This is a genomic window from Streptomyces sp. NPDC046215, assembly GCF_040646215.1.
In the GTDB taxonomy this organism is placed as follows: Bacteria; Actinomycetota; Actinomycetes; order Streptomycetales; family Streptomycetaceae; genus Streptomyces; species Streptomyces stramineus.
This window is the reverse complement of the sequence record NZ_JBEYZW010000055.1, coordinates 22,912-48,455: the sequence shown is the minus strand read 5'-3', so window position 1 is coordinate 48,455 and position 25,544 is coordinate 22,912. Positions and strand designations below refer to the sequence as shown.

Annotated in this window: 16 protein-coding genes; 6 read left to right on the top strand and 10 right to left on the bottom strand. The window is 75.4% G+C overall.

Translation table 11 applies throughout. The features are described 5' to 3' along the window. Positions 1–97: 97 nt before the first annotated feature. Both ABZ951_RS22760 and ABZ951_RS22755 read right to left on the bottom strand, forming a co-directional pair. Entirely contained in the window at positions 98–1,414 is a 1,317-nt protein-coding gene (locus ABZ951_RS22760; protein ID WP_361280554.1) for a serine/threonine-protein kinase, read from the bottom strand. Positions 1,415–1,608: 194 nt separating this feature from the next. Next, positions 1,609–3,381 (bottom strand): serine/threonine-protein kinase, encoded by a 1,773-nt coding sequence (locus tag ABZ951_RS22755; protein ID WP_344098147.1) that lies wholly within the window; start codon positions 3,379–3,381, stop codon positions 1,609–1,611. 556 nt (positions 3,382–3,937) lie between these two features. Between ABZ951_RS22755 and ABZ951_RS22750 the strand changes: the two genes are divergently transcribed. From ABZ951_RS22750 to ABZ951_RS22735, 4 genes are all read left to right on the top strand, one after another. Further along, positions 3,938–7,315: an FtsK/SpoIIIE domain-containing protein gene (locus ABZ951_RS22750; protein ID WP_361280552.1), complete on the top strand. Its 3,378-nt coding sequence runs from the start codon at positions 3,938–3,940 to the stop codon at positions 7,313–7,315. Positions 7,316–7,504: 189 nt separating this feature from the next. Then, positions 7,505–8,884, top strand: a complete 1,380-nt coding sequence (locus ABZ951_RS22745) for an extracellular solute-binding protein (RefSeq protein WP_344097991.1) — start codon at positions 7,505–7,507, stop codon at positions 8,882–8,884. Positions 8,885–8,897: 13 nt separating this feature from the next. Continuing rightward, the gene (locus tag ABZ951_RS22740) at positions 8,898–10,247 is read left to right on the top strand and encodes a sugar ABC transporter permease (protein WP_344097990.1); all 1,350 of its coding nucleotides are present in this window, start codon (positions 8,898–8,900) and stop codon (positions 10,245–10,247) included. Further along, complete coding sequence (locus ABZ951_RS22735; protein WP_344097989.1) at positions 10,244–11,125, top strand: carbohydrate ABC transporter permease; 882 nt, start codon at positions 10,244–10,246, stop codon at positions 11,123–11,125. The genes ABZ951_RS22740 and ABZ951_RS22735 overlap by 4 nt, the downstream gene beginning before the upstream one ends. Positions 11,126–11,313: 188 nt before the next feature. Here the strand turns inward: ABZ951_RS22735 and ABZ951_RS22730 are convergent, their stop codons facing one another. Continuing rightward, positions 11,314–12,894 carry a glycosyltransferase family 39 protein gene (locus ABZ951_RS22730; protein WP_344097988.1) on the bottom strand — a complete coding sequence of 527 codons (1,581 nt, stop codon included), beginning with the start codon at positions 12,892–12,894 and terminating at the stop codon, positions 11,314–11,316. Between the two features lie 83 nt (positions 12,895–12,977). Between ABZ951_RS22730 and ABZ951_RS22725 the strand changes: the two genes are divergently transcribed. Continuing rightward, positions 12,978–14,627 carry a glycosyltransferase family 2 protein gene (locus ABZ951_RS22725; protein WP_361280549.1) on the top strand — a complete coding sequence of 550 codons (1,650 nt, stop codon included), beginning with the start codon at positions 12,978–12,980 and terminating at the stop codon, positions 14,625–14,627. A 91-nt stretch (positions 14,628–14,718) separates the two neighbouring features. Here ABZ951_RS22725 and ABZ951_RS22720 read toward each other — a convergent pair whose 3' ends face one another. From ABZ951_RS22720 to ABZ951_RS22695, 6 genes are all read right to left on the bottom strand, one after another. Then, a complete protein-coding gene (locus tag ABZ951_RS22720) occupies positions 14,719–15,870 on the bottom strand; it encodes a glycosyltransferase (RefSeq protein ID WP_344094384.1) in 1,152 nt (383 codons plus the stop codon). Beyond that, the gene (locus tag ABZ951_RS22715; protein WP_344094381.1) at positions 15,867–18,797 is read right to left on the bottom strand and encodes a CDP-glycerol glycerophosphotransferase family protein; all 2,931 of its coding nucleotides are present in this window, start codon (positions 18,795–18,797) and stop codon (positions 15,867–15,869) included. Before ABZ951_RS22715 ends, ABZ951_RS22720 begins: the two co-directional genes overlap by 4 nt. Before the next feature lie 2 nt (positions 18,798–18,799). Continuing rightward, positions 18,800–20,068 carry a glycosyltransferase 87 family protein gene (locus tag ABZ951_RS22710; RefSeq protein ID WP_344094379.1) on the bottom strand — a complete coding sequence of 423 codons (1,269 nt, stop codon included), beginning with the start codon at positions 20,066–20,068 and terminating at the stop codon, positions 18,800–18,802. After that, positions 20,065–21,576, bottom strand: a complete 1,512-nt coding sequence (locus ABZ951_RS22705) for a hypothetical protein (RefSeq protein WP_344094376.1) — start codon at positions 21,574–21,576, stop codon at positions 20,065–20,067. The genes ABZ951_RS22710 and ABZ951_RS22705 overlap by 4 nt, the downstream gene beginning before the upstream one ends. Positions 21,577–21,760: 184 nt before the next feature. Beyond that, positions 21,761–22,570: a polyprenol monophosphomannose synthase gene (locus tag ABZ951_RS22700; protein WP_344094374.1), complete on the bottom strand. Its 810-nt coding sequence runs from the start codon at positions 22,568–22,570 to the stop codon at positions 21,761–21,763. Positions 22,571–22,651: 81 nt separating this feature from the next. Then, positions 22,652–23,731: an NDP-sugar synthase gene (locus ABZ951_RS22695; protein ID WP_344094371.1), complete on the bottom strand. Its 1,080-nt coding sequence runs from the start codon at positions 23,729–23,731 to the stop codon at positions 22,652–22,654. A gap of 193 nt (positions 23,732–23,924) precedes the next feature. Here ABZ951_RS22695 and ABZ951_RS22690 point away from each other — a divergent pair, with 193 nt between their 5' ends. Further along, positions 23,925–24,440 carry a GtrA family protein gene (locus ABZ951_RS22690; RefSeq protein WP_344094386.1) on the top strand — a complete coding sequence of 172 codons (516 nt, stop codon included), beginning with the start codon at positions 23,925–23,927 and terminating at the stop codon, positions 24,438–24,440. Here the strand turns inward: ABZ951_RS22690 and ABZ951_RS22685 are convergent. Next, positions 24,368–25,525, bottom strand: a complete 1,158-nt coding sequence (locus ABZ951_RS22685; protein WP_344094368.1) for a hypothetical protein — start codon at positions 25,523–25,525, stop codon at positions 24,368–24,370. The genes ABZ951_RS22690 and ABZ951_RS22685 overlap by 73 nt on opposite strands. Positions 25,526–25,544: the final 19 nt, after the last annotated feature.

The following is a 25,544-nucleotide window of genomic DNA, read 5'->3' as shown; positions in this document are numbered from 1 at the left end:
GGGGGGGTGGGGCCCCCCCCCCCCCCACACCCCCCCGTCCGGCGATTGAGGACACCGCCGCGCAGCGGTGGTGCACCCCCACACCCCGCCGGCAAGGCTACGGCGGGTCCGTCCGGTGCATGCCCGGCTTCGCGTCGCCCGAGTCGTGGCCGCCGGCCACCGCGAACCAGCCGCCCACCCCCGCCGCCGCGGCCAGTGCCACGGCCGCGGCGCCGAGCTTGACGCGGCGCCGCCGGGTCTCCGCCGCGGAGCGGTGCCGCGCGGAGCCCGCCCGGCGCTGGCCCGCGGCGCGCGGCGCGCGGGCCGTGCCGTGCGCGCCGCCGGCGAGCTCGGCCGGGGTCGGCACCCGCATGCTCGTGTGCGTCTCGCGACTGGAGTCGGCGACCGCCCCCGGCACCAGCGGCACGACCCCCCGGCGCCGCGGCGCGGCGGACGGCACGGCGTCCGCGTCGTAGGAGCCGTCCCGCTCGCCGCCGGGGCCGGGCTCGGGCCCGTCCTCCGGCTCGTCGATGTCGAGCGGCGGGATGCCGGCGAGACCCGGCAGCAGTTCGCGCAGGCGGGCCGCCACCTCCGAGGCGCGCAGCCGGGACGCGGGCCCCTTGGCCAGGCACTGGACGATCAACTGCCACAGCTCGTCCGGGATGCCGGGCAGCGGTGCCACGGTCTCGGTGACGTGGCGGCGCAGGACGGCCCCGGGGTGGCCGCCGCCGAACGGCGTGAAGCCGGCCAGCAGCTCGTACAGGACGGTCGCGAGCGCGTACACGTCCACGGAGGCGCGCGGCGGCAGACCCTCGATGATCTCGGGGGCGAGGTAGTCGGGCGTGCCGATGACGCTGCGCGGGCTCGTCCCCCGTGCCGGACCGCCCGGGCCGTCCGGGCCGCCGGTGCCCGCGGGGGCTCCGGGCCGGGTGGGGCGGGGGGAGTCCACCAGGCGGGCGATGCCGAAGTCGGTGAGCAGCGCCGGGTGCGCCCCGCCGGGGCCGAGGGGGCCCTGCATGTCGAGGAGGACGTTCTCCGGCTTGACGTCACGGTGCACGATCCCGGCGGCGTGCGCGGCGGCGAGGCCCTCGGCGATGTCCGCGACGATGGCGACGGCGGCCTCGGGCGCGAGGCGGCGCTCGCGGTCGAGGCGGGTGCGCAGGTCCGTGCCGCGGATGAGGTCCATGACCAGGGCGAGGTCCGCGCCGTCGACGACGAGGTCCCGGACCCCGACCACGTTCGGGTGGTCCAGGCCGAGGAGGGCCGCGCGCTCCTGGACGAACCGGCCGACGAGCTCCTGGTCCGAGGCGAGGTCCTCGCGCAGGAGCTTGATGGCGACCGGGCCCTCGGGCCCCTCGCCGAGCCACACCGTGCCGGCACTGCCGCGCCCCAGGACCTGGTGGGCGGTGTACCGGCTGCCGATCTTCCGTGCCAAGGCTGTTCGGGTTCCTTTCCGGGTCCTCCGACGTCCGTCAGGTCGCGTGGCGACAAAGCTACGCGGCCGGGGAGACGTTGGGGACACCGATCCTGGCCCAACCGTCACTTCTGCGGCGGAAAACACCCGTCAGGTGTCGACAAATCCACACCACCGTGCCGACACCGCCGGGCGTCACCGCGACCGGTGCCGGGTTACGGGCCCTCGGAGGAGGAGCCGAGACCGGAGACCCAGTCCTTCACGTCGGTGATCCAGCCCCAGGTGGTGTCCCAGAAGCTCCTGCCGTCGGCGACCCAGTCCTTCAGCGGGGTGAACTCCCACACCAGCCAGGAGCCGACCACCATGATCACGATCAGGAACAGGCAGCCCTTGAGGCAGCCCAGACCGGGGATCCGCATGGGGTTGGCGCTGCGCTGGCGCGGCGGGCGCGGCGGCCTCGGCTCCCGGCGGGGCGCCTGGGGCTCGGGGGCGTAGCGCTGCGGCTGAGGCTGCTGGTGGCGCGGTTGCTGCTGTGGCTGGTGCTGGGGCTGCTGCCGCTGCGGCGGATGCTGCGGAGCGTACGGCTGCGGCGGCGCGTACCGCTGCGGCTGCGGCGGCTGGGGCGCGTACTGCTGCCCGTACTGCTGGGGCTGCGGCGGCCGGGGCTGCTGCCGGGGCGGGTGCTGCGGCTGCGGCTGCGGCGGCCCCGGGCGGCGCTGGGGGCGGCGGCGCAGCGGGTCCTCGCTCGGGTCGAGGTACTGCACCTGCGTCTGGTCGTTGCGGTCGCGGGCCGCGCGCATCTGCGTCTGCCACGGGTGCTCGCCGTCACCGCCCGGGGGGCCGGGCGGCACGGGCGGCATGGCGCGGGTCGGGTCGGCGCCGCCCCGGGGCCCGGAGCCGGTGGGCAGGACGCTGGTGGCGTCGGCGTCGGGGGCGTTCGGGGGCGTCGCGGGCAGGAAGCTGGTCGCGGCGTCCGGGTCGTAGGCGCCGGCGTTGGACGGCAGCACCTGGGTGGGCTCGGCGTCGCCGGGGCCGCCGCCGGGGGTGCCCGCGCCCGTGCCCGGGACGAGCGCCGGCTCGGGGTCGGGGTCGAGCAGCCCGGCGACGCCGAGGGCGGCCTCCGCCTGGGCGGGCGAGGCGTGCACGCCGACACCGGCGGCGACGACGCGCAGCGCGCGGGCGAGGCTCTCGGCGGAGGGCCGCTCCTCGGGCCGCTTGCGCAGGCAGCGCTCGATGACCGTCCACAGGGGCTCGGGGACGGTCGTGGGGCGCCGCGGCTCCTGGCTGAGGTGCTGGTGGAGGACTTCCAGCGCGGTGGCGCCGGCGAAGGGTGGGCGGCCGGTGACGAGCTCGTACAGCAGGATGCCCGCGCCGTAGATGTCGACGGCGGAGGTCTGGGGGCGGCCCTCGGCGGACTCGGGCGCCACGTAGGCCGGGGTGCCGACGAACTCGTGGGTGCGGGTGAGGCCGGGTGAGTCCGCGAGGCGGGCGATGCCGAAGTCGGTGAGCATCGGGTGCATCGCCCGGCCGTCGTCCCGCAGGAGGACGTTGGCGGGCTTCAGGTCGCGGTGGACGATGCCGTCGGTGTGGCTGGCGGCGAGGGCGTCCGCGATCTGGGCGGTGAGGAGCGCGGCGGCCACCGGGGTGAACGGCCCGTTCTCGCGCAGGTAGCGGTGCAGGTCCGGCCCGTCGACCAGGTCCATGACGAGGGCGAGGAGATCGCCCTCGACGACGAGGTCCCGGGTGCGGACGATGTTGGGGTGGGTGAGCCGCAGCAGGACGGAGCGCTCCCGCAGGAAGCGCATCACGACGTCCGCGTCGTTGGCCAGCTCCTCCTTGAGCACCTTGATCGCCACGGTCTCGCCGGGCTGCCCGGCCACCGCGGCCTCGGCCCCGGCCGCCTCGCGCTGGCGGGCTCGCCAGACGGTGCCCGTCGCGCCGCGTCCGAGCACCTCTTCGAGCAGGTACTTGCTGCCTACCGGCCGCACGTCATGCGCTCCCTGATCGTGATCCATGCTTGCGATGGCCTCTGTCGTGCTCGGCCTTGCGCCCACTGTAGTGCCGTCGTACGGACCACCGGTCTGGGGAAATCCGGGGGGGCTTGTGGTGAAGACGCACGTTCCGGGCAGTTGGTTGCCACTGTTGACGGCGGGGTGCGGGGGCGGCGGCGGGCGGGCAGCCGGCGTCCGCGCGCTGGGCTCATAAGAAAGTCCGCAAAACACGGCAATGAGCGTCGACAGACAGTAATAAATGAGCCAGCAATGAACGGTTCTCAGGGGTTCCTCGCCACTTCCCGCTCACCATCGGCATTTTTTCGCACACTCCGATCGTCGTTCAAGATCACGAATTGGGTCTCGCCGGGCGCGTTGTCGGCGGCAGGTGCAAGGATGCTCGCAGCACGGATGCGGTGGGGAGGGACCGGACGGCCCCGCGCGACGTGGTGACCTGTACGTGCCGACGCGCCCGTGCACGGTGGGGGAAGCTGCGGGAAGCTTTCTTGCCCCTGTCGCGCACACCAGGGGCAGGAAGGGACCGTTGACGGCGATGCAGATCAGGCTGACCGTCCTCGGGCCGCTCAGCGGCCACACCACGAACGCCACTCGCGCCTGCGACGTGCTCGTGACCGCCCCCGCCGGGACCGCCCTCGCCGGCGTGACGAACGGCCTGGCGACCGCCGTCGCGGCGGCCGGCTGCGACCTCGGCAGCGGGGCCGTCGTCGTCTACGCGGGCGCCGAGCGGCTCGACCCGCAGCGCTGCGCCCTGGGCGAGCCCCCGCTGATCGACGGCGCGGTCCTGTCGCTGGGCGCCCCGGCCGATCCGGAGCGGCACGCGGGCGTGCTCCCCTCCGGGACCCCGGAGGCCGCGGCCCGGCTGCACGTCGTCTCAGGGCCGGACGCGGGCGGGGTGCACCTGCTGCACGGCGGAGAGGTCCGCATCGGCCGCTCCACCGCGGCGGACGTCCCCCTCGACGACCCCGACGTCTCCCGGCTGCACTGCGCCGTCACCCTTTCCGACGACGGCAGCGTCACCTTGCGGGACCTCGGATCGACCAACGGCACGGCCCTGGACGGCGAGGCGGTCGGCCGGCAGCCGGTCCCGTTCGCGCCGGGCGCGCTGCTGCGGGTCGGCGAGTCCGTCCTCGGCCTGCACGGCGCCGGCGACGCCGGCCCGAGCGTGCTCCCGGCCGCCCCGGACGGCGAGGGCCACCTGCGGGTGGCCGCCGGCGCGGGCCCGCTCGCCGGAGCCACCGGGCCGGAGGGCCCGGTGGCCGCCCCGGCGTCCGGCTTCTGGCTGGGCGCCCCGGGCGGTCTGCGCACCCCGGACGGCCACGGCCCCACCGCCACCGCGCTGGGGACCGCCGTCTTCGCCACCGGCACCCCCGGCTCCCCCTCGTACGCGGAGGACAGCCCCGTCACGCACGGCGGGCGCGGGGTGCCCCTGAGCGGCGCGGCCGACGCCGCGCACGCCCCGGCGGGCGCGGCGACCGGTGCGCCGGGAGCGTCCGAGGCGGAGACCCCGCGGCGCGGCGGCCGCAAGAGCGGCATAAGCGCGTGGGCCCGGCGGCTGACCGGCGGGCGGGGCGCGATGACGCCCCTGGCCACGGACGACCGGTCCGAGGAGGCCAGGGCCGCCGAGGACGCCGGCACCGCGGCGGCCGAGCTCCGCGAGCGCTGGCCGGACCCGGCGAACGTGCTGCTGACGGCCCTGGGCCCCGGCCCCCGCCTGTGGGAGCGCGGCCCGGGCCACCCCGATCTGCTGACCGTCCGGCTGGGCACCGCCGACCGCCACAACGCCGACGGCACCGTCCTGGCCTCCGTGCCGGTGACGGTCGGGCTGCGCCAGGCCGGGGCACTGGGCCTCGCCGGCCCCCGGGCCCGGCTGTCCGGGCTGGCCCGGTCGGTGCTCGCCCAGCTGGCCGCGCTGCACTCGCCCGCGTCCCTGGAGCTCGTCCTGATCAGCGCGGACCGCTCGCGCCCCGCGGAGGAGCGGCTCGCGGAGTGGGCCTGGCTGGGCTGGCTTCCGCAGCTGCGCCCGGTGCGCGGGCAGGACTCCCGGCTCCTGGTGGCCTACGACCGCGAGCAGGCCGCGGCCCGCACGGCCGAGCTCGTCCGCCGTCTCGACGAGGGGCCCCTGGGCCCGCACTGGGCGGCGGCGCCCCCGCCTGCCGTCGCGGCGGCCGCGGAGCACCACAGCGGCCCGTACACGGTCCTCGTCGTGGACGGCGACCCCGGCTCGGCGGAGCTCCGCGAGACCGTCTCCCGGCTGGCCGTGGGCGGCCCCGCGGCGGGCATCCACGTGCTGTGCCTGGCGGACGCCCCGGCCACCACCCCCGCCTCGCCGGTGTCCGCGACCCTGGCCACGGCCCGCGGCGCCTCGCCCGCCTTCCCGCACTGCGGTGCGGTGGCCCTGCTGAGCGGCGATGTGGCCACGGTCGTCCAGGTCATCCACCGCACGCCGCCGGCGGGCCCGGCCGGGCCCGCCCCGGAGGCCGCCGGCCCGTACCCGCCGCCCGTCGGCGCGCCGGGTTCGGCGGTCGACACCCGCCCCGCCCCGGCCGGCCCGTACGGGCTGCCGCGGGACGCCCTGGCCCCGGCCGACGGGCCGGCGCCGTGGTCCGGTGAGCCCGGCGGCCCGGCCGGCACCTCGGTGGTCGCGGCCGTCGACGCCGTGTCCGGGGCCTGGGCCGAGCGGTTCGCCCGGGCCCTGGCGCCCCTGCGCACGGCGGATTCCCACGCGGTGGACGGGCAGGTCTCGCGCGTGGTGGCCGCCCTGCCGCGGACGTCACGCCTGCTGGACGAACTGGGGCTCGCCCGGGCCACCCCCGCCTCGCTGACGGCCCGCTGGGCGGCGGCCACCGACCGCGGCAGCCGGCCCGGCGGGCGCGCCGTCGCCGTGCTGGGGGCGGGCCCGCACGGCCCGCTCGCCGTGGATCTGGCCGCCGACGGGCCCCATCTGCTGGTGGAGGGCGGCGCGGGCAGCGGCAAGACGGAGCTGCTGCGCTCCCTCGCCGCCTCGCTCGCCGCCGCGGACCGCCCCGACCGGCTCTCGCTCGTGCTCGTCGACGGCGCCGGGGCCGAGCGCGGCGAAGGGCTGCGGCTGTGCACGGACCTGCCGCACGTCTCCACCTATCTCGCGGCGTCCGACCCGGTGCGGATGCGGGAGTTCGCCCAGGCGCTCAGCTCCGAGCTCAAGCGCCGGGCCGAGCTGCTGGGCCGGCTCGACTTCACCGCCTGGCACACCCAGCACGCCGCCGTCGCCGCCGCGCAGATCGTCTCCCCCCGGCGCCCGGCGGACGCCTCGGGCGATCTGGAGTCCGCGCCGAGCGGCACGCTCAAGCTCCGCACTCAGCGGGGCGGCCCGTCGCTGACCGCGTCGACCGCCCTGCCCCGCCTGGTGGTCCTCGTCGACGACTTCGACGCCCTGGTCGCCCCGGCGCTGGGCAGTACGGGCCGCCCGGCGGCGGGTTCCGTGGTGCGGGCCCTGGAGGCCGTCGCGCGGGACGGGGAGCGGCTCGGTGTGCATCTGGTCGCGGCCTCCGGCCGGCCGGAGCGCACGGCCGACACAGCGGCGGTCGAGCGCGCCGGCCTGCGCGCGACGCTGGAGATCGCGCCCCCTTCGGGGGACGGCGGCGCGGCGGACGGCGGTGCCGGTGAGCCCGCGCCGGGCCGCGGCCGGCTGATGCGTCCGGACGACGACGCGACGACCCCGTTCCAGGCCGGCCGGGTCACGGGCCGCATCCCCCGGACGGCCACGCTCCGCCCGACGGTCGTGCCGCTGGACTGGCAGCGCATGGGCGATCCGCCGACCCGCCGTCCGCTGCGTGAGCTGGGCAACGGCCCGACGGATCTCGCCCTGCTCGCCAGCGCCCTGCAGCGCGCCGCGCAGTCGGCGGGAGCGGAGGCCGCCCCACCGCTGCTCTGACCCGCCCCTTCCCACCGCCCTCAAAGGTGCGGTGGCTCATCACGGCCCGGTCACGATCGGGGAGTTGGCACCGGAGACGGTATTGCGGCAGCTTGCGGGCGGGCGTAGGACTGTCGCACGGGAGGCGGGCGGCGCCGGGCAGCGGGGCGGTCGCCGGTCTGCGGGGAGCTCGTACGGGGAGGGGCCGCAATGGGCAGATCGCTTCGCAGAACTCGGAGGGCGCGCGGGGCACTGGCCCTGGCCGTGGCGGCGGCCCTGGCCCTGACGGCCGCGGGGTGCAGCGACGAGAAGGACGACGGCGCCGCCGGGCCGGGCGCCGGCAGCTCGTCGGACGCCGTTCCGCGCACCGTCGAACTGCCGCAGCTCAAAGGCCAGAAGCTCAAGGTCACCGCCGTGTGGACGGGCGCCGAGCAGAAGGGCTTCACCAAGGTCCTGGACGAGTTCTCCCGGCGGACGGGCGCCCAGGTGGCGTTCGTGCCGAGCGGCGACGACATGTCCTCCTTCGTCGGCTCGAAGGTCGCCGGGGGCGACCCCCCTGATGTGGCCATGCTGCAACAGCCGGGCGTGTTGCAGGAGTTCGGCCGCAAGGGGTGGCTCAAGCCGCTCGGCAGCGAGGCCACCGCACAGTTGAACAAGAACTTCACCCAAGGGTGGCAGGACCTCGGCTCGTTCGAAGGCAAGCGGTACGGCGTCTATTTCAAGGTCAGCAACAAATCCCTCATCTGGTACAACACCGCGGTCTTCGACGCGGCCGGCGCCAAGGAGCCCAAGACCTGGGCGGAATTCCTGCGGGCCGCCCAGCTGATCGCCGACTACGGCATCTCCCCGGTCTCCGTGGCCGGAGCGGACGGCTGGACGCTCACCGACTGGTTCGAGAACATCTACCTCTCCCAGGCGGGCCCGGAGAAGTACGACCAGCTCGCCCGCCACCGGATCAAGTGGACGGACCCGTCCGTGAAGGACGCCCTGACCTCGCTCGGGCAGCTCTTCGGCAAGAAGGAGCTGCTGGCCGACGGCAACGACGGCGCGGTTCAGACCCCCTTCCCCGCCTCCGTCACCCAGACGTTCATCGGCGGGGAGGAGGCGAAGGCCGCCATGGTCTTCGAGGGCGACTTCGCCGCGGCCAACATCATCAGCACCAAGGCGGCCATAGGGAAGGACGCCAAGGTCTTCCCCTTCCCCGCGGTGGGCGCCCGGCCGCCGGTCGTCACCGGTGGCGACGTGGGGGTGGTGCTCAAGGACAGCCGGGCCGCGCAGGCCCTGCTGACGTTCCTCTCCTCCACCGACGCCGCACGCGTCTGGGCGAAGGAGGGCGGTTTCCTCTCCGCCAACAAGAACCTCGATCTCGCCGCCTACCCCAACGACGTGCTGCGCTCCATCGCCGGGGCGCTGGTCTCGGCGGGCGACGACTTCCGCTTCGACATGTCCGACCTGGCCCCCGCCTCCTTCGGCGGCAAGCCGGGGCAGGGCGAGTGGAAGCGCCTCCAGGATTTCCTGAAGAACCCCGGTGACGTGGCGGGCACCCAGCGGAAGCTGGAGTCCGACGCGGCCGAGGCGTTCACGAGCTGACGGGAGCTGCACCATGTCGACCGCGACAGCGGGCGGCGGCGCGGCCTCCGGACCGCCCGTGACCCCCGCGAAGAAGCCCAGGACCGTGATGGGCACCCGACCCTGGGTGGCGGCCTGTTTCCTGCTGCCCGCGCTGGCCCTGCTGGGCGCCCTCGTCGTCTACCCCATCGGTTACTCCGTCTACCGCAGCCTCTTCGACGCCTCCGGCAACGGCTTCGTGGGCTTCGACAACTACCAGGAGGTCTTCACCGACGACCGGATCCGCACCGCCCTGAAGAACAACATCATCTGGGTGATCGTGGCTCCGTCCGTCGCCACCGCGCTCGGCCTGATCTTCGCGGTCCTCACCGAACGGGTCCGCTGGGGAACGGCGTTCAAGCTCGTCGTCTTCATGCCGATGGCGATCTCGATGCTCGCCGCAGGCATCATCTTCCGGCTGGTGTACGAGCAGAACCCGGAGCGGGGCGTCGCCAATGCCATGTGGGTGGGCATTCACGACACCTTCAGCGAGCCCGCGCCCTACCCCGGCGCGCACCCCCGCCCCGGCGCGCGCCTCGGGGCGGACGGCGGGGCGTTCACCACCCGGGCGGCGGCCGCGGCGGCCAGCCCGGTGGCGCTGCCCCTGGTGGCCGTCAAACCGGTGGACCTCAAGGGCGCGGCGGACGCCGTTCCCGCGCGGGAGGTCGCCGGGAAGGTCACGGGCACGGTGTGGCGGGACTTCACCCGGGGCGGCGGGGGCACCGAGGGCGTGATCGACCGGGGCGAGAAGGCCCTGAAGGGCGTGAAGGTGGAGGCGGTGAAGGGCCACCGGACCGTCGCCACGGCCACCACGGCGGCCGACGGCACCTTCACCTTGCCGGCGGCGGCGGACGGCGCCCGGCTGCGGCTGCCCGCGGCCAACTTCGCCGCGCACTACAACGGCGTCGACTGGCTGGGCCCCTCGCTCGTCACCCCGGCGATCATCAGCGCGTACATCTGGATGTGGGCGGGCTTCGCGATGGTCCTCATCGCGGCGGGGCTGGCGAGCGTGCCGCGCGAGCTGCTGGAGGCGGCGCGGGTGGACGGCGCGACCGAGTGGCAGGTCTTCCGCCGGGTGACGGTGCCGCTGCTGGCGCCGGTGCTCGCGGTCGTCCTGATCACCCTCATGATCAACGTGCTGAAGATCTTCGACCTCGTCTACATCATCGCGCCGGGGGCGAGCCTCGACAAGGCGAACGTCCTGGCCCTCCAGCTCTACCAGTCGTCCTTCGGCACCGACGTCAACCAGGGCGTCGGCAGTGCCATCGCCGTCTTCCTGCTGCTGCTCGTGCTGCCGGTGATGCTCGTGAACATCAGGCGTATCCGGAAGGAGCGGCAGCGATGACCTCTTTGGACACGGTCGTTCGGGGGAAACGGTCGCTGCCGGCGCGGATCGCCGGCCGCCTCGGCGGGGGCGTCATGCGCGTCTTCCTCGTCGTGGTCGGGCTGTTCTGGCTGATGCCCACCGTCGGGCTGCTGATCTCCTCCTTCCGGGACAAGCGCGATATCGCGTACTCGGGCTGGTGGAAGGTCTTCGGCGACCCCGCGCAGCTCACGACCGAGAGCTACAGCGCCCTCTTCCACAACGACACGGTGATGAAGTCCCTCCTGACCACGGCGCTGATCACCGTTCCCGCGACGGTGCTGGTGGTGCTGATCGGGGCGCTCGCGGGCTACGCCTTCGCCTGGCTGGACTTCCCTGGCCGCGACTGGTGGTTCATCGGCGTGGTCGGCCTGCTCGTCGTGCCGGTGCAGGTGGCGCTGATCCCCGTGGCGAAGCTCTTCAACACCCTGGGCATCTTCGAGAGCACCCCGGGCGTGGTCCTCTTCCACACCGCCTTCGGGCTGCCCTTCGCCGTGTTCCTGCTGCGGAACTTCTTCGCGGAGATCCCCCGTGAGCTCCTGGAGGCGGCCCGGCTGGACGGGGCGGGCGAGGTGCGGCTGTTCTTCCGGGTCGTGCTGCCGCTGGGCGGCCCGGCCATCGCCTCGCTGGGGATCTTCCAGTTCCTGTGGGTGTGGAACGACATGCTGATCGCCCTGATCTTCGCGGACAGCGGCAACCCGCCGGTCACGGTGGCCCTGCAGCAGCAGGTGCGCCAGTTCGGCGACAACATCGACATCCTCGCGTCGGGCGCCTTCCTCTCCATGGTCGTCCCCCTGGCCGTCTTCTTCGCCTTCCAGCGGCAGTTCGTCACCGGCGTCATGGCGGGCGCGGTCAAGTAGGGGCGCCGGCCGGGGGCGCTGTCCGCGGTTCATGGGGCGCACCGTCACCGGACGGGCTGGTATCGGCTGAGCTCAGCCGTATCAGCCCGTCCGGCCTTTGAGGACGCGCCCGCAGGGCGCTCGCCGCCGCAGGCGGCAACCGGCAGCGACGAAACCGCAGCCGAAGTCCTGGCGGACAGCGGGCCCGCTCACTCGCGCCGCACGTAGAGCGACACGGCGCCCCCGCGCACGTACACCGAGGACTCCTCCCGGCAGAGCCGGTCGAGGACGAGGGTCTTCTCGTGCTCGGCCCGCTGGGCGCGGAACCAGCGGGTGCCGACGGTCAGGGTGTCCTGGACCACCCACACCCGGGCGCCGGGCGGGAGCCGGGACAGCCGCTCCCGCAGCCCGGCCGTGGCGACCTCCTCGCCGAAGAGGGTGCCGGAGGCCGCGGGCGACCGGCCGAGGGTGAGGTCGCGCAGGCCGGCGAAGGCGCCGGGGTAGGCGAGGGCGGTGCGGCGCTCGTGGAGCGGCAGGAACAGCACCGCGTCGCCCGGCCGGGCCAGCCGGGCGACCACCGCGGCGGGCCGGGCCAGCTCGTCGCCCCGGCTGGTGGGCAGGCGCTCGCGCTCCTGGACGGGCAGCTGCCAGAGGAACGCGGCCGCCACGGCGGCGGTTCCGGCGGCGAGCGCGGTCCGCCGCGGGGGCAGGAGGCCGAGGAGCCGGTCGGCGCCCGCGGCGGCGAGCAGCGGCACGCCCGCGAGGCAGAAGAGCAGGTACCGGTCGAGGAAGAGCGGCTGGTACTGGGCGGCGGCGTAGAGCAGCGCGGGCGGGACGAGCGCGAGGGGCAGGGCGACGGCCGTCAGGTGCAGGGGGCCGTTGCGGGGCCGGGGGGCGAGGAGGGCCACGGCGGCCAGGAGGAGGGTGACGGCAAGGACGAGGTCGCCGGGGCCCGCGAAGGCGCGCAGGAGGGCCTCGGCCTGCTCCGGGCCGGGGGTGCGGATCCAGGAGACCTGGGCGCTCTGTCCGCGCGAGACGATCACCAGCGGCACCAGCACCGCGCACGCGCCGGCGGCCGCGCACCCCCACGCCCGCCACACCCGCCACCGGAGCCGGGAGACGAGCAGCGTCACGGCGTGGGCGGCCAGGAGCAGGATCGCGAACTCGTGCAGCAGCGCGGTCGCGGCGACCACCGCGCCGTAGCCGGCCCACCGCCGGTGCGAGCCGCCCTCGACGGCCCGGACCAGGAGCCAGGTCGCCAGGGCGGCGCCGGTGGCCACCAGGGCGTACGAGCGGCCCTCCTGGGCGTAGTGGCTGACGAAGGGCGCGCCGGCGTAGAGCAGCCCGGCCCACAGGCCCACGCGGGGCCCGGCCAGCCGGCATCCCAGGGCCGCGACGAGTCCGGCGGTGACGGCGGAGGCCGCGACGGACGGCAGCCGCAGGGCGATCTCGTCGGGGCGGACGGCCAGCACGGGGTGCATCAGCAGGTAGTACAGGCCGTGCACGGCGTCGATCGAGCCGAGGAGGTGCCCCATATCGGGCAGGGAGCGGCGGGCGATCTGGAAGGTCGCGCTCTCGTCCCGCCACATCGTGCCCCGGTCGAGCCCCCACAGGCCGAGGCAGAGCATCACGGCGGCGGGGACGAGCACGGCGGTGGCCGCCCGGCGGCCGGCGGTGGCCGGGCCCTCGCGCGGCCGGGGCGGGGGCGCGGGCGCGTCCGGCCCGGGCGCGCCGGTCCGCTCCCTCCCCCTGGTGGCCCTGCGCTCGTCCGTCCCGTTCACCCCGCCCATCGCGGTGCCTCCCTGTACCGATCGACCACGCCCGGGCATGGAATGACCCGTTTCACAGTGCTTTGTAGGTAAAAATGCTTTTTATGGCAGCAGGCGACAGCGGCACCCCAGGGCCCGCACCGGACCCGCTCGCGGCACAGGTCAGCGTCGTCGTCATCGGCTTCGACGACGACGCACACATCGGGACCGCCGTGCGCTCCGCCCTCGCCCAGGGGCCGGCCGTCGCCGAGGTCATCGCCGTGGACGACGCCTCCACCGACCGCACGGCCGGCATCCTCGACGACCTGGCCGCCGCCGAACCGCGCCTGCGGGTGATCCACCGCGCGGTCAACAGCGGCGGCTGCGGCACCCCGCGCAACGACGGCGTCCGGGCCGCGACCGCGCCGTACGTGATGTTCCTGGACAGCGACGACACGCTTCCCCTGGGCGCCGCACACGCCCTGCTGCGGGCCGCGCTGCGCCACGGCACGCCGGTGACGGCGGGCCTGTGCGTCCGCCGTGAACTGCCCCAGGGGCGCGACACCCGCTGGCAGCCCGGCCTCTACCGGCGGGCCGCCGTCCACCGCTCCCCCGAGGACCGCCCGGCGCTCCTCCACGACACCCTCTGCGTCAACAAGCTTTACGCGCGCGCCTTCCTCGCCGAGCACGCCATCGCCTTCCCCGAAGGCCGCTTCGTCTACGAGGACTTCGTCTTCGCCGCGCGCGTGATGGCGGCTTCGCCCCGCATCGCGATCGTGCCCGAGCCCGTCTACATCTGGAACGTGCGCCGCGACGCCGCCGCGCCGTCGATCTCCCTCGACCGGGAGCGCATCACCAACTGGCAGGCGCGCGTGGCCGCCCACCGGCGGAGCGTGGAGGTCTTCCTCGACGCGGGCAGCAAGCCGCTGGCCCGCGCCGCCCGGGTGAAGTTCCTCGACCACGACCTGCGCATGTACGTCCGCGAGCTGCCCGCCCGCAGCCCCGGCTACCGGCACGCGTGGTGGCGGGTGACCCGCGGCTATCTGGCCGGGTTCGAGGAGGCGGAGCTGCGCGCCGCCCGGCCCCCGGCCCGCTGGGCCGCCCGGGTCGTCCTGGCCTCCGAGGCGCCGCGCGACCTCGGGCGGCTGGCCCAGCTCGCCGCGCGCCCGGCCCGGCTGCTGCCGCCCTACGCCGCGGCCGGCGGCGGCCCGGTCTGGGCGGTGGACCTCCCCGGGGCGCCCCTGGACGGGCTCACGGGCCCGGACGCCGTCCCCACCCACCAGCTGCCCGTCACCGTCGACGCCCGGCCGCGCGCCCGGGGCCGCCCCCAGGTCGTCCTGCGGCTGCGGGTGCACGACCTCTACGGGCGGCTGGCCGCCGCCCGCCCCCTCACCGCCGACGTCGAACTGCGCCGCCGGGGCGGCGGCGCGAGCCTCACGCGTGGCGTGCCGCTGACCGCGGGCGGCTCCGGGTGGGGCGCCCGCCTCTCGCTCGGGCTCACCGCCCTCGCCGACCTCGGCCTCCGCGACGGCGCCGGCACGGCACCGCAGACCTGGGACCTCCGGGTGCGGATCCACTGCGCGGAGGGCGCCTCCCTGCGCACCTCCGTCCGGGCGGCCGGGCGCGGCCTGCACCGCTCGGCGCTGCCCAGCCTGCGCCACGGGGTGCTGCTGGCCCGGCCGTACGCGACGGCGAGCGGTTCGCTCGCCCTGCGCGTGGCCCCCGGGCTGCACTGCGCCCTGGGCATCGTCCGGCGCCGGCTGCGCCGGGCGTAGCCGCGCCGGGGCGCGGCGCGGCGGCGCGGCCGCGGTCTCCCGGGCCCGGTCCCCTCCCGGCATCGTCATCCCCCCTGTTTCCCCGACCGCGCTACCGGTCGATCTCCTCGAACATCGCCTCCCAGCGGTCCAGGACCACCGGCAGGCTCAGTCCCGCGACATGGCGGCGCGCGGCCCGGCCGTAGCGTTCGCGCAGCGCCCCGTCCGTCATCAGCTGCCGCAGGGCCGCGGCGAACCCTGCCGTGTCACCGGGGGGTACGAGCGTTCCCGTGCGGCCGTCGTCGACCAGCTCGCGCACCCCGCCGGACAGGTCGAAGCTCACGCACGGCACGCCGGTCGCGGACGCCTCGGCGAGCGCCATGGGGCGGCCCTCGCGCTCACTGGTGAGGGCCAGGACGGACAGCTCCCGGTAGGCCGCGGACATGTTCCGGACGCTGCCTCGGAAGCGGACCCGGTCGGCGATGCCGAGGCGCCCGGCCCGGGCGCGCAGCTCCGCCTCCTGGGGGCCGTCGCCGAAGAGGTGCAGCTCCCATGCTTCGGCGCCGTCTGGGCCGGCGCAGGCCGCGGCGAAGGCGTCGATGAGCCGGTCCAGCCGCTTGACCGCTTCCAGGCGGCCGACCGCGCCGACGCGCCGGGTGTCGAGCGGGGCCGGCGCGCCGGGGGTGAACGGCAGGGGGTTGGGCATCACGGCCGTGTTCGGCAGCCTGTGGCGGCGGAACTCCGCCGCGTCCGGTTCGCTGAGGAACACCGCCTTCTCCAGCGCCGGATAGTGACGGAGGATCAGCTGGAGGTTGACCGAGCAGCGGGCCTGGAGGAACGACTCGTGGTACTGGCCGATGCCCAAGAGGTGCGGCCACTGCACCGCTTTCAGCCAGACTGCCGCCCAGGGCGAGCCGATGAGGACGTAGCCGTCGCGGACCTCGGCGAAGCGCCGGGCCAGCAGGGCGCGGGCCCGGTCCCGCTCGCGGCGTCCGGCGCGCGCCTCGTACAGCCGGGCGGGGCTCAGCCGCTCGGCGAAGGAGGTGGCCCGCCACGGGGGCGGGGGCGGTGCGGTGTAGAGGGTGGTGTGCCGGTAGGCGGGGTCGGCGGTGTAGGTGTGGGGCTCGGGGCTCGGGCGGATGCCGATCAGGTCGACGCGGTGGCCGCGCTCGGCGAACCCCTGGGCGAGGGTGTGCAGGACGCGCTGCGACCCGCCCATGGAGTCCACGTCGATGCCGACGAGGAAAAGGTTGCGCGGGCTCACCGGCCTCTCCCTCCGAGCTCTTCGCGTTCTTCGCGCTCCCCCCGCTCCCTGCGGGCGCCGGATCTCTCCGGCCGGCCGCACTCCCCGGCGGGTGCCGCGGTGGTGCCGGCCGCCCCGGTGCCCTCGAAGAACAGGTCGACCACGGTCTTGCTCGACCGGCCGGTCTCGTAGGGGTTGAACCTCGCCTGGAACCGGCCGTACGCCCCGGCCCACTCCTCCCGCACCGCGTCCAGGTCGGCCAGCGCCGCGGCCAGTTCGGCGGTGGTGGTGAGCATCGGGCCGGGGGCGATGTCGGGCAGCTCGTAGTACGTGCCGCGCGCGGAGGAGCGGTACCGCGCGTAGTCGTCGGTGTAGAGCAGGATGGGCCGGCCCAGGTTGGCGTAGTCGAACATCACCGACGAGTAGTCCGTGAGCAGGGCGTCGGAGGCGAGCAGCAGGTCGTTGAGGTCCGGGAAGTCCCTGCCGTCGCGCACCGCGTGGCCCAGCTCGCGGGGCACGGTGAAGCGTTCGTAGTAGTGCGGGCGGACCACCACCGTCCACTCCTCGCCGGTGCGGCGCACCAGCTCCGCCAGGTCCACCCGGACGGACTCGCCGCTGCCGCGGGCGCCGTCGCGGAACGTGGGCGCGTACAGCAGCACCCTGCGCCCGTCGGGGATCTCCAGCCGCTGCCGTGCGAGGCTCGCGCGGTCGCGCTGTTCGGGGTCGTTCCAGCGGACGAGCGCGTCGTTGCGGGGCAGGCCGGTGCGCAGCAGCTCGCCGGTGTAGCCGTTGGCGCGGACGAAGGTGCGTTCGAACTCCGCGCTGGGCGCGATGAGGGCGTCCCAGCGGGCCACCGTCTCGCGGTGCTGCCGCTGCCGCTCCGGGCTCGCGAGCCGCAGCTCCGGCACGTCGAAGCCCATGTGCTTGAACGCCTGGCCGTGCCAGGTCTGCAGATAGCGGGTGCCCGGCCGCTTGCCGTAGATCATCGGGAAGCCGTGCGAGTCGACCCAGTAGCGGGCGCGGGCGAGCGCGCGGACGTACTCCCAGCTGCCCCGGCGGATCAGGGGCACCCCCGGGGGGTAGGAGGAGCGGCTGCCGGAGTAGGACCACACGGCGCGCAGCGGCAGGCCGCGCCGCTGGAGTTCCTCGTGGAGGGCGCGGGGGCTGTCGGCGTAGCCACGGCCTTCCAGCGCCTCGAAGACGACCAGTTCGTCGTCGATGGGCAGGCGTTGCAGCTCGTGGTAGGTGAGGGCCTTGGCGCGGGGCCCGGTGACGCGGTGGGCGAGCCGGTGGACGCGGCGCCGGACGGGGGTGAGGCGGGGGGCGACGGCCTCGGCGCGGCCGAGGGCGCCCGCGCGCTCCCAGGTGAGCTGCAGCCGGCCCGCGCCGTGGTCCTCGCAGGCGACCCGCACGATGTGCCCGGTCAGGGGCCCGTGCTGGGGCAGCCGGGTGCGCAGCGGCGGCAGGTCGGCGGGGGCCAGCAGCGGATCGGTGCGGGTGAGGCCGAGCCGCCGCAGGGCGACGACGGGGTGGCGGCGCCCCCGGAACCCCTTGGCTTCGAGGGGGATCCTGGCGGGGTCGAGGTCGACCTCGGCGGTGCGGTACTCCGGCGGGCCGCCGCCCGGTGGCGCGGGGTCGTAGCGGAAGGGCACGGTGAGGGGATCCGTGGTGGTGGCGATGCGCAGCTCGGCGGTGATCGGCCCGGGGTCGGCCAGGAGCCCGGCGGGGTCGTAGGTGCGCAGGTGGAACCGGAGCACCGCTCCGGCGGGGTCGATGCGCACCACCTCGTGGCGCAGGGGGCCGGTGAGGAAGGGCTGTTCCGCGAGGCGCCACTCGGTGATGTCGAGCGCGGCGGCCGCCGCCGCGTCCGGTGGCGGGGACTGGCCCCAGTAGGTGCGCCCGGCGTGCCGTACGACGTGGCGGGGGGCGAGCCGGGGCCGGTCGAGGCTGCGGGCGCAGTCGGCGGCCTCGGCGAGCCGCCCGGCGCACAGGAGGTACTGGCAGACCCGCTGTTCGCGCGGCAGGGCGGCGAGGGCCTCGGGGGCGAGGGTGCGCAGGTAGGGCGCGACGGTGCCGGCGAACGCCTCGATCCAGCCCGGGTCGCGGAAGGGCAGGTCGCCGAGGTAGAGGCGGAGGTCGTGGCGGAGGAACTTCTCGTCCTTCGCCGGCCTCAGGTCGGCGTTGCCCGACTCCTCCAGGAAGGCGTCGATGAGGCGTGCCGCGGTGATCCGGTCCTCGACGTTGTGGATGTGGTGGCGGCTGGAGGAGATGGAGGGCCGGTCCGGGTCGGCGGCCAGCCGCCAGGTGTAGACGGGCCAGGGGACGACCGCGAAGGCACGGGCGAGGGTGAAGGCCCGGGCGGTGAAGAGCTGGTCCTCGTAGTGCATGCCCTCGGGGAAGCGCAGGTGGTGCCGGGCGAGGAAATCGGCGCGGTAGAGCTTGTTGGTGGAGAGGTGATCCAGGAAGTACCGCGGTGCGGCCCGGATGCCGTCGAACACCTTCACGTCGTCGAAGAGCTCGGGGTACCACAGGCCGCTGGTGCCGCTCTCCTCGAAGAGGCGGGTCACCTCGCCGGTGACGAAGTCGGCGCCGGTCTCCTCCGCGGTGAGCAGCAGCGATTTGCAGGCGTGGTGGGGCAGTTCGTCGTCGCTGTCGAGGAACATCACGTAGGGGGCGCGGGCGGTGTCGAGGCCGGCGTTGCGCGGGGCGCTGCAGCCGCCGCTGTTGGCGGGCAGCCGCAGGCCGCGCACGCGGGGGTCGGCCGCGGTCAGCCGCCGGGCGGCCGTGAAGGTGTCGTCCGTCGAGCAGTCGTCGACGATGATCACTTCGAGGTTGCGCAGCGACTGGCCGAGGACCGACCGGACGGCGCGCGGGAGCCGCTCGGCGTCGTTGTAGGCGATCACGACGACGCTGACGTCGGGGCCGGGGAGAGGGTGTGCGGTGGTCACAGTCACCTCATTTCCGTGCGGTCAGCACTATTGTCCTGATGTGCGCATTCCGCGCCATCAGAACCATCGGCGCGATTCGGTGAATCGCGGCCACTACGGAAAGCGTAGGGGCGACCACTGACAGTCACCTCGTCCGGCGGTCGCGCCCGCAGTCTCCAGGCGTGCAGGGCCAGGGCCGCCGCCACCCCGGTGATCAGGACGATGTCCTTGAAGGCGTGGCGCTGCGTGGTCTCCAGGTAGGGCCAGCGGACCCCCGCGACCTGCGGCAGCATCGGCAGCCAGAACCACACCGAGCGCACGGCGGCCGTCCGCTCCACCACCGACGCCACGAGCGGCGGCAGTACCACCAGCATGTAGTGCAGGAACGACGGCCGCGACACCAGGAACGCCGCGAGCATCAGCAGCGACGCGCACTCCACGAGCCGCAGCCCCTGGTCTCCCCCGGCCCGCCACCGCGCCCGCGCCGCCACGAGCACCGCCACCGCCGCGAGCGCGGCGAGGGTGACGGCCAGCGGCTGCGGCACGCCCAGCCGGGGCAGCACGGCCGGCCACGAGGCGTCGAACGGGCGCGCGTACGCGTCCTGGCCGTGCAGCAGGAAAGGGAGCGTCCGGGTGAAGAACAGCTCCGGCCGGGGCAGTGCCACGGCCGCCGCCAGGGACACCGCGACGGGCACGCCCACGGCCCACGCCAGGGCCCGCCACTGCCGGGCGAGGACGAACAGCAGCAGCACCGGCACCAGCATCGGCTTCAGGGCGACGGCCGCGCCGATCACCACCGCGGCGCCGCACCAGCGCCCTTGCCGGGCCAGCAGCAGGGCGGCCGGGAACGCCACCACGGACAGCACTGTCCAGTTGCCGAGGTGGACGATCCCGTAGAACGGCAGGAACAGCCCGAGCCCGGCGGTCATCGCCGCCGCGAGCCGGCTGTCCGCCCGCACCCCGAAGATCCGCAGCGCCAGCACCACCCCCACCAGGACGAGCGCGGCGGTGACCACCGGCACCGCGTAGAACAGCACCCGGTCGGGGACCGGCGCCTGGGGCACCGCCGCGAAGACCGCGCCCGGCAGGTAGAGGAACCGTTTGTCCGCGTACGGGGAGCCGCCCTCCAGCAGCGTCCGGGCGGCCCGCACCACCACCGCGTTGTCGATGGCCGCGCGCGAGCCGCTGAGCACCTTCACCACGTACAGGGCGCCCCACAGCGGTGCCACCGCGAGGACCGGCCAGGGGGCCCGGCCGCGCAGCCACCGGGCGAGGGCGTCGGGCGCGCTCATCGGACGGCCACCTCCGAGAGGGTGAGCCCGCCGGGGGCCCGCACGGCCCTGCCGAGCGCGGGGTCGTCCGGCGGCAGACCGGGCCGGCCCGGTTTCTGCAGGACCCAGCGCACGCGGTACTCCCTGAGGAGCGCGAGCCGTTCGGCCCGGGAGGTGGCGGGGGCGAAGTAGCGGCGGGTGGCGTCGCGGCGCCGGCGTTCGTCGGGCAGGAAGATGTCGGGGTAGGCGGGGGCGACGGTGTAGGGCCCGTAGGCGGGGATCATCCGCAGCGCGTAATAGTCGTCCGTCATCACCGTCGCCCCCTTGGGCACCTCGCGCGCCACCCGTCCGTACGGCGGCCAGAGCGCGATCGTGTGCACGTGCCGCAGGACGGGCGGGATCGCCGCCGGGCGCAGCACGTACGTGAGCACTCCGGCCTGGGTCCACGCCCCGGCGAGCAGGGCCGCGGCCGTCAGCGGGAGAACCGCCGTCCGCAGCCGCCGGCCCGTCGCTTCGGCCGTCTCGACGGCCAGGGCGAGCTGGGCGGGGAGGAGGACCGCCGGCAGGATCCGCCCCCAGGAGTGGTGGCCGCTCAGCCCGCCCGCGGCGAACACCGCGGCCCCCAGCGCGAAGAAGAGCACCAGCGGGTCGCGGCGGTCGCGCCACCAGCGCGCGGCGAGGGCCGCGATCCCCAGGAGCGCCAGGCAGAACTTCGTACCCAGATGGTCGTAGAGGGGCCGGTGGATGTCGTCCAGGCCGTCCGTGCCGAGCAGCGAGAAGAAGGAGTAGTACGGCCAGCAGGCCAGGACCGCCACCGCCAGGACGGCCCCCGCGCCCACCCGGATCAGAACCGCGCGGGCGGGCCACGGCCGGGCGCCCAGCAGGACGCCGGCGGCGCCGAGCGCGGCCACCGCCCCGGTGTACTGGTGGCTGAGCAGCACCCCGGCGAGCAGCAGGCCCAGGCCGAGGAAGGCCGGCAGCCCGCGGCCGGCGGCCAGGGCGCCGCGCAGCAGCGCCCACAGGTGGAAGGCCAGGCCGCACGCGAAGGCGCTCGGATAGGCGAGCGTGAGCGACAGCGAGGTGAGCCCAGGGAACCCGCTCCACGCGAACAGCCGCGTCCCGTACAGCAACAGCAGGCACAGCAGCGCCAGCGGCACCGCCGCCCGGCCGGGCGTCAGGGTGCGGACGAAGGCGCGGACGCCGGTGACGAGCAGCACGAGGGCGGCCAGCGCGGCCAGCCGCAGCACGGTGAAGGTGCCCAGGCCGGTCGCGGAGGCGAGCAGCGCCAGCAGGACCGTCCACGGCGAGTAGTAGGGGCTGGGGGTGTCGGCGTCCACGAGCGGGTTGCCCGGGTGGGCCGGGTCGGCGCGCAGCCGTTCCAGGACGGCGGCGTGCATGCCCAGGTCTCCGGCCCACGGCAGCCGCACGGCCATCAGGAGCAGCAGCGTGACCAGCAGGAGGGCGGCGACGGCGGCCATCCGGTGGGACGCGTACGGGCCCGGCCCCGTCCGGCCCGTGACGCCCGGCACCGGGGGCACCTCCCGGCGGTAGCCGGGGGCCGTTGCCTGGTTCGTTCGGGCATGCCCGGTACGGGAGCGGCCCTCCGCCTCGCGCTCGCCCGCCCCGCGTACCGCGGGCCACACCCTCCTGGCGTACGACCCGACCGCGCGGACGCCCCCGAGGACCCCGGCGACGGCGCGCGGGGTCACCCGTTCAGCGGGTGCGGTCGCCGGAGGCACGGGCGGCCCTCGTCCGCAGGCGCCATGGCATGGCCACGGATTCCAGCTGCACCGCCAGGTTCATCTTCGACTCGCCCGCGGCGCGGTCCTCGAAGTGGATCGGCACCTCCATGACCGTGTGCCCGGCCCGCAGCGCCCGGTACTTCATCTCGACCTGGAAGCTGTATCCGGCGCTGTCGACGGTGTCGAGGTCGATGGCGCGCAGCGCGGCCGCGCTCCAGAGGTTGAAGCCGCCGGTGATGTCGCGGACGCGGGTGCCGAGGACGGTGCTGGCGTAGGCGTTGGCCCAGCGGGAGAGCAGCTTGCGGTGGGCGGCCCAGGCGTCGGAGAGGCTGCCGCCGGGCACGTAGCGGCTGCCGACGACGACGTCCGCCCCGGTGGCGAGGGCGACGCCGAGCAGCTCGGGGATCTTGGCGGCCGGGTGGCTGCCGTCGGCGTCCATCTGGATGACGTAGGCGGCGCCGTCGTCGGCGGCGCGGGCCATCCCGGCGGCGTAGGCGCGGCCGAGGCCGTCCTTTGCGGTGCGGTGCAGGACGGACATCCGGGGGCCCTGCGGCCCCTGGTACCGCTCGGCGAGGTCCTCGGCGATCTTGCCGGTGCCGTCGGGGCTGTTGTCGTCGACGACCAGCAGCCGCAGCCCGTCCAGCGGCAGCGCCATGACCGCCTCGGCCGTCACGGGGAGGCTGTCCGCCTCGTTGTACGTGGGCATGACCACGGTCGTCGCGGTGCGGCTCCACTCCGCGGGCAGCGGGGTGAGGCCGGCGGGGTTGCTGGGTGCGCTCATGGGCCTGTCCTTGTCGGTGGAGCACGGTGGGGCACGGTGGGTGGCGGCCCGGGGCCGGGCCGGACGGCGGGGCGGCGGACGTCAGGCGGCGGAGAAGCGGATGGCGGCGGCGGGGATGGTCATGCCGCACCAGACGCGGGCTCCGTCGCGCAGTTCATTGTCCGCGCCGATGTCGGCGAGATCGCCGATCACCGCGCTGTCGAGCACGGTCCGCGGGCCCACCCGGGCGCGCCGTCCGACCATGCTGGCGCGCACCCGCGCGCCCGCCTCGATGCGCGCCCCGTCCAGGACGACGGACCCCTCGACGCCGGCGCCCGCCGCCACGTACGCCCCCGCGCCGACGACCGTGCCGCCGCCGAGCCGGGCCCCGGCCTCGACGTGTGCGCCGGGCAGCAGCAGGTACTCCCCCGGTTCGCCCGGGACGGCGGGCGAGCGGACGACACCGCGCACGAGGTCGGCCGACGCCTGGACGAAGGAGGCGGGGCGCCCCAGGTCCCGCCAGTACGAGGCGTCGACCACGCCGTGCAGGAGGGCGCCCCGGGCCAGCAGCCCGGGGAAGGTCTCGCGCTCCACGGAGACGGGCCGGCCGGTGGGGATGGCGTCGACGACCTCGCGCCGGAAGACGTAGGTCCCGGCGTTGATCTGGTCGGTGACGATCTCCTCCGGGTGCCGCGGCTTCTCGGTGAAGGCGAGGACGCGCCCGTCGGGGGCCGTGGGCACCAGGCCGTAGGCGCGGGGGTCGGCGACGCGGGTCAGGTGCAGGGTGACGTCGGCCCGCGCCTGCGCGTGGCGGCGCAGCAGCCCCCTGATGTCCACGCCGGTGAGGATGTCGCCGTTGAAGACGAGGACGGGCTCGCCGGGGCCCGCCGTCAGCGCGTCGGCGGCGCCGCGGATGGCCCCGCCGGTGCCCAGCGGCAGGTCCTCGGTGACGTAGGTGAGCCGCAGCCCGTGGGCCGACCCGTCGCCGAAGTAGGGCTCGAAGACCTCGGCGAGGTAGGAGGTGGCCAGGACGACGTGGCCGATGCCGGCGGCCCGGGCGCGGGCCAGCTGGTGGGCGAGGAAGGGCACCCCGGCGGCCGGGACCATCGGCTTCGGCGTGTTGAGGGTCAGCGGCTGGAGCCGGGTTCCCTTGCCGCCGACGAGCAGTACCGCCTCTGTCATGCCACTGTCCTCGCCGTCGTCGTAGCACTGCGTCATTTTTTGCGGCAATTTACACTACAATCAGTTCTCTGCGGCAAATGTCTGCTTTGCGTGGCGAGCGTATCGGGAGAGGCCCTTGCGACCCCTGCGACCGAGGACATCCAGGCGACCCGGCACGCCGGGGCAGCCGAGAGGGACACAGCCGTCCGGGCTGCTGGCCCTCGGACGGGAATTCGCCAAGTTCGGCACGGTCGGCGGCCTGGGGATCTTCGTCAACCTCGCGGTCTTCAACCTCTGCCGCGCCACCACGGACCTGCCGGTCGTCCGGTGCAGTGTGATCGCGACGGTGGTCGCCATCGCCTTCAACTACCTGGGCCTGCGGTACTTCACCTACCGCGACCGCGACAAGAGCCACCGCAGCCGGGAGATCGCCCTCTTCGCCGTCTTCAGCGCCGTCGGCCTGGTGATCGAGAACGGGGTCCTCTACATCGCCACCTACGGCTTCGGCCGGGACACCCCCTTCCAGAGCAACCTCTTCAAGTTCCTGGGCATCGGCGCGGCCACCCTGTTCCGCTTCTGGTCCTACCGCGCCTGGGTGTTCCGGGCGCTGCCGCACCACGGCCGCAGCCCAGGCCCCCACCCCGACGACCCCGCGCATCACGGCGACCCCACGAACAGCACGAGCAACCCCGCCGCGTACCACCCCGAGACCACCGCACCTCCACCGTAGAGACCCACCCGCACCCCCAGCGGAGCACGCGCGAGCGGCCGCGCCGCCAACAGCAGCAGAACCGGCAGGAACGGCAGCATGAAGCGGGGCTTGGACAGCGGCGAAGCAGGCGTTCCGACCATCAGCACCCACGCCCCCGCCACCAGCACGACCAGCGGCCACGGCACGTTCCGGTCCAGCGCCAGGGCCAGCACCGCGACGGCCGTCAGCAGCACCAGCGCGAGCACCACGGCGCCGCGCACATCCGCGACCCGCCCGGGATCGCGGTACAGCAGGATGTCGCCCAGGACGCGCGCGGTGCCCCGGCCGTAGTCGAACGACTGCCCCCACGCCCGCTCCGCCTCGAACCAGCCGTCCGCCCGCCCCACCCGGCTCCCCAGGAACAGCCAGCTGCCGACCAGCCCCAGCGGCGCCACCGCCAGCGCCGCCCACGGCCGCCACCCGTCCCGCCCGCGGACCGCCGCCCACCCGGCGGTCAGCACCACCGTCCCGATCAGCACGGCGGCGGTCGGCCGCACCGTCCCGGCCACGGCGCACAGCACGCCGGCCGTCAGCCAGCGGTGTGCCAGCAGGGCGACCATCGCCCAGAGGACGGCGGCGCTGAAGACCGCCTCCGAGTAGGGCACCCACAGCGCGAACGCGTAGGGCGAGCAGGCCCACAGCGCCACGCACGCGTACCCGGCGCCCGGCCGCCCGCCGACGGCCCGCACGAGCGCGTACCCGCCCGCGGCGGCCACCGCGGCGGCGCACCAGGAGACCACCACCCCGGCGTAGGCGTAGGGCAGCGTGGTCAGCAGGTGGACACCGCGGATCAGCGCGGGGACGAGCGGGAAGAAGGCGAGCCTGCTGAACGCCGGCTCACCGTCCGGCCGGTAGGTGAGCTCGCCCGGGTAGCCCCGCCGGGCGATGCGCAGATAGTGGCCGCTGTCCCACCGGTGCAGCAGCTCCCCCGTGCCGCGCCCGAGGTGATGGCCGATCAGCAGGAGGACGGCGAAGCCGAGCGCCGCCACCGCGAGGTAGACGGCGACCGCGAGGGCGGTCTCTCTGCACCGCGGGGAGGAGGCAAGCCGTGAGACGCCTTTCATCCGTCTCTCTTAACACGCC

What these genes read in the sequence shown, in the direction of transcription:
- ABZ951_RS22685 (WP_344094368.1), bottom strand. Translation starts at nt 25,525, where the DNA reads ATGAAAGGCGTCTCACGGCTTGCCTCCTCCCCGCGGTGCAGAGAGACC.
- ABZ951_RS22725 (WP_361280549.1), top strand. Translation starts at nt 12,978, where the DNA reads ATGGCAGCAGGCGACAGCGGCACCCCAGGGCCCGCACCGGACCCGCTC.
- ABZ951_RS22700 (WP_344094374.1), bottom strand. Translation starts at nt 22,570, where the DNA reads ATGAGCGCACCCAGCAACCCCGCCGGCCTCACCCCGCTGCCCGCGGAG.
- ABZ951_RS22735 (WP_344097989.1), top strand. Translation starts at nt 10,244, where the DNA reads ATGACCTCTTTGGACACGGTCGTTCGGGGGAAACGGTCGCTGCCGGCG.
- ABZ951_RS22750 (WP_361280552.1), top strand. Translation starts at nt 3,938, where the DNA reads ATGCAGATCAGGCTGACCGTCCTCGGGCCGCTCAGCGGCCACACCACG.
- ABZ951_RS22695 (WP_344094371.1), bottom strand. Translation starts at nt 23,731, where the DNA reads ATGACAGAGGCGGTACTGCTCGTCGGCGGCAAGGGAACCCGGCTCCAG.
- ABZ951_RS22730 (WP_344097988.1), bottom strand. Translation starts at nt 12,894, where the DNA reads ATGGGCGGGGTGAACGGGACGGACGAGCGCAGGGCCACCAGGGGGAGG.
- ABZ951_RS22710 (WP_344094379.1), bottom strand. Translation starts at nt 20,068, where the DNA reads ATGAGCGCGCCCGACGCCCTCGCCCGGTGGCTGCGCGGCCGGGCCCCC.
- ABZ951_RS22745 (WP_344097991.1), top strand. Translation starts at nt 7,505, where the DNA reads ATGGGCAGATCGCTTCGCAGAACTCGGAGGGCGCGCGGGGCACTGGCC.
- ABZ951_RS22740 (WP_344097990.1), top strand. Translation starts at nt 8,898, where the DNA reads ATGTCGACCGCGACAGCGGGCGGCGGCGCGGCCTCCGGACCGCCCGTG.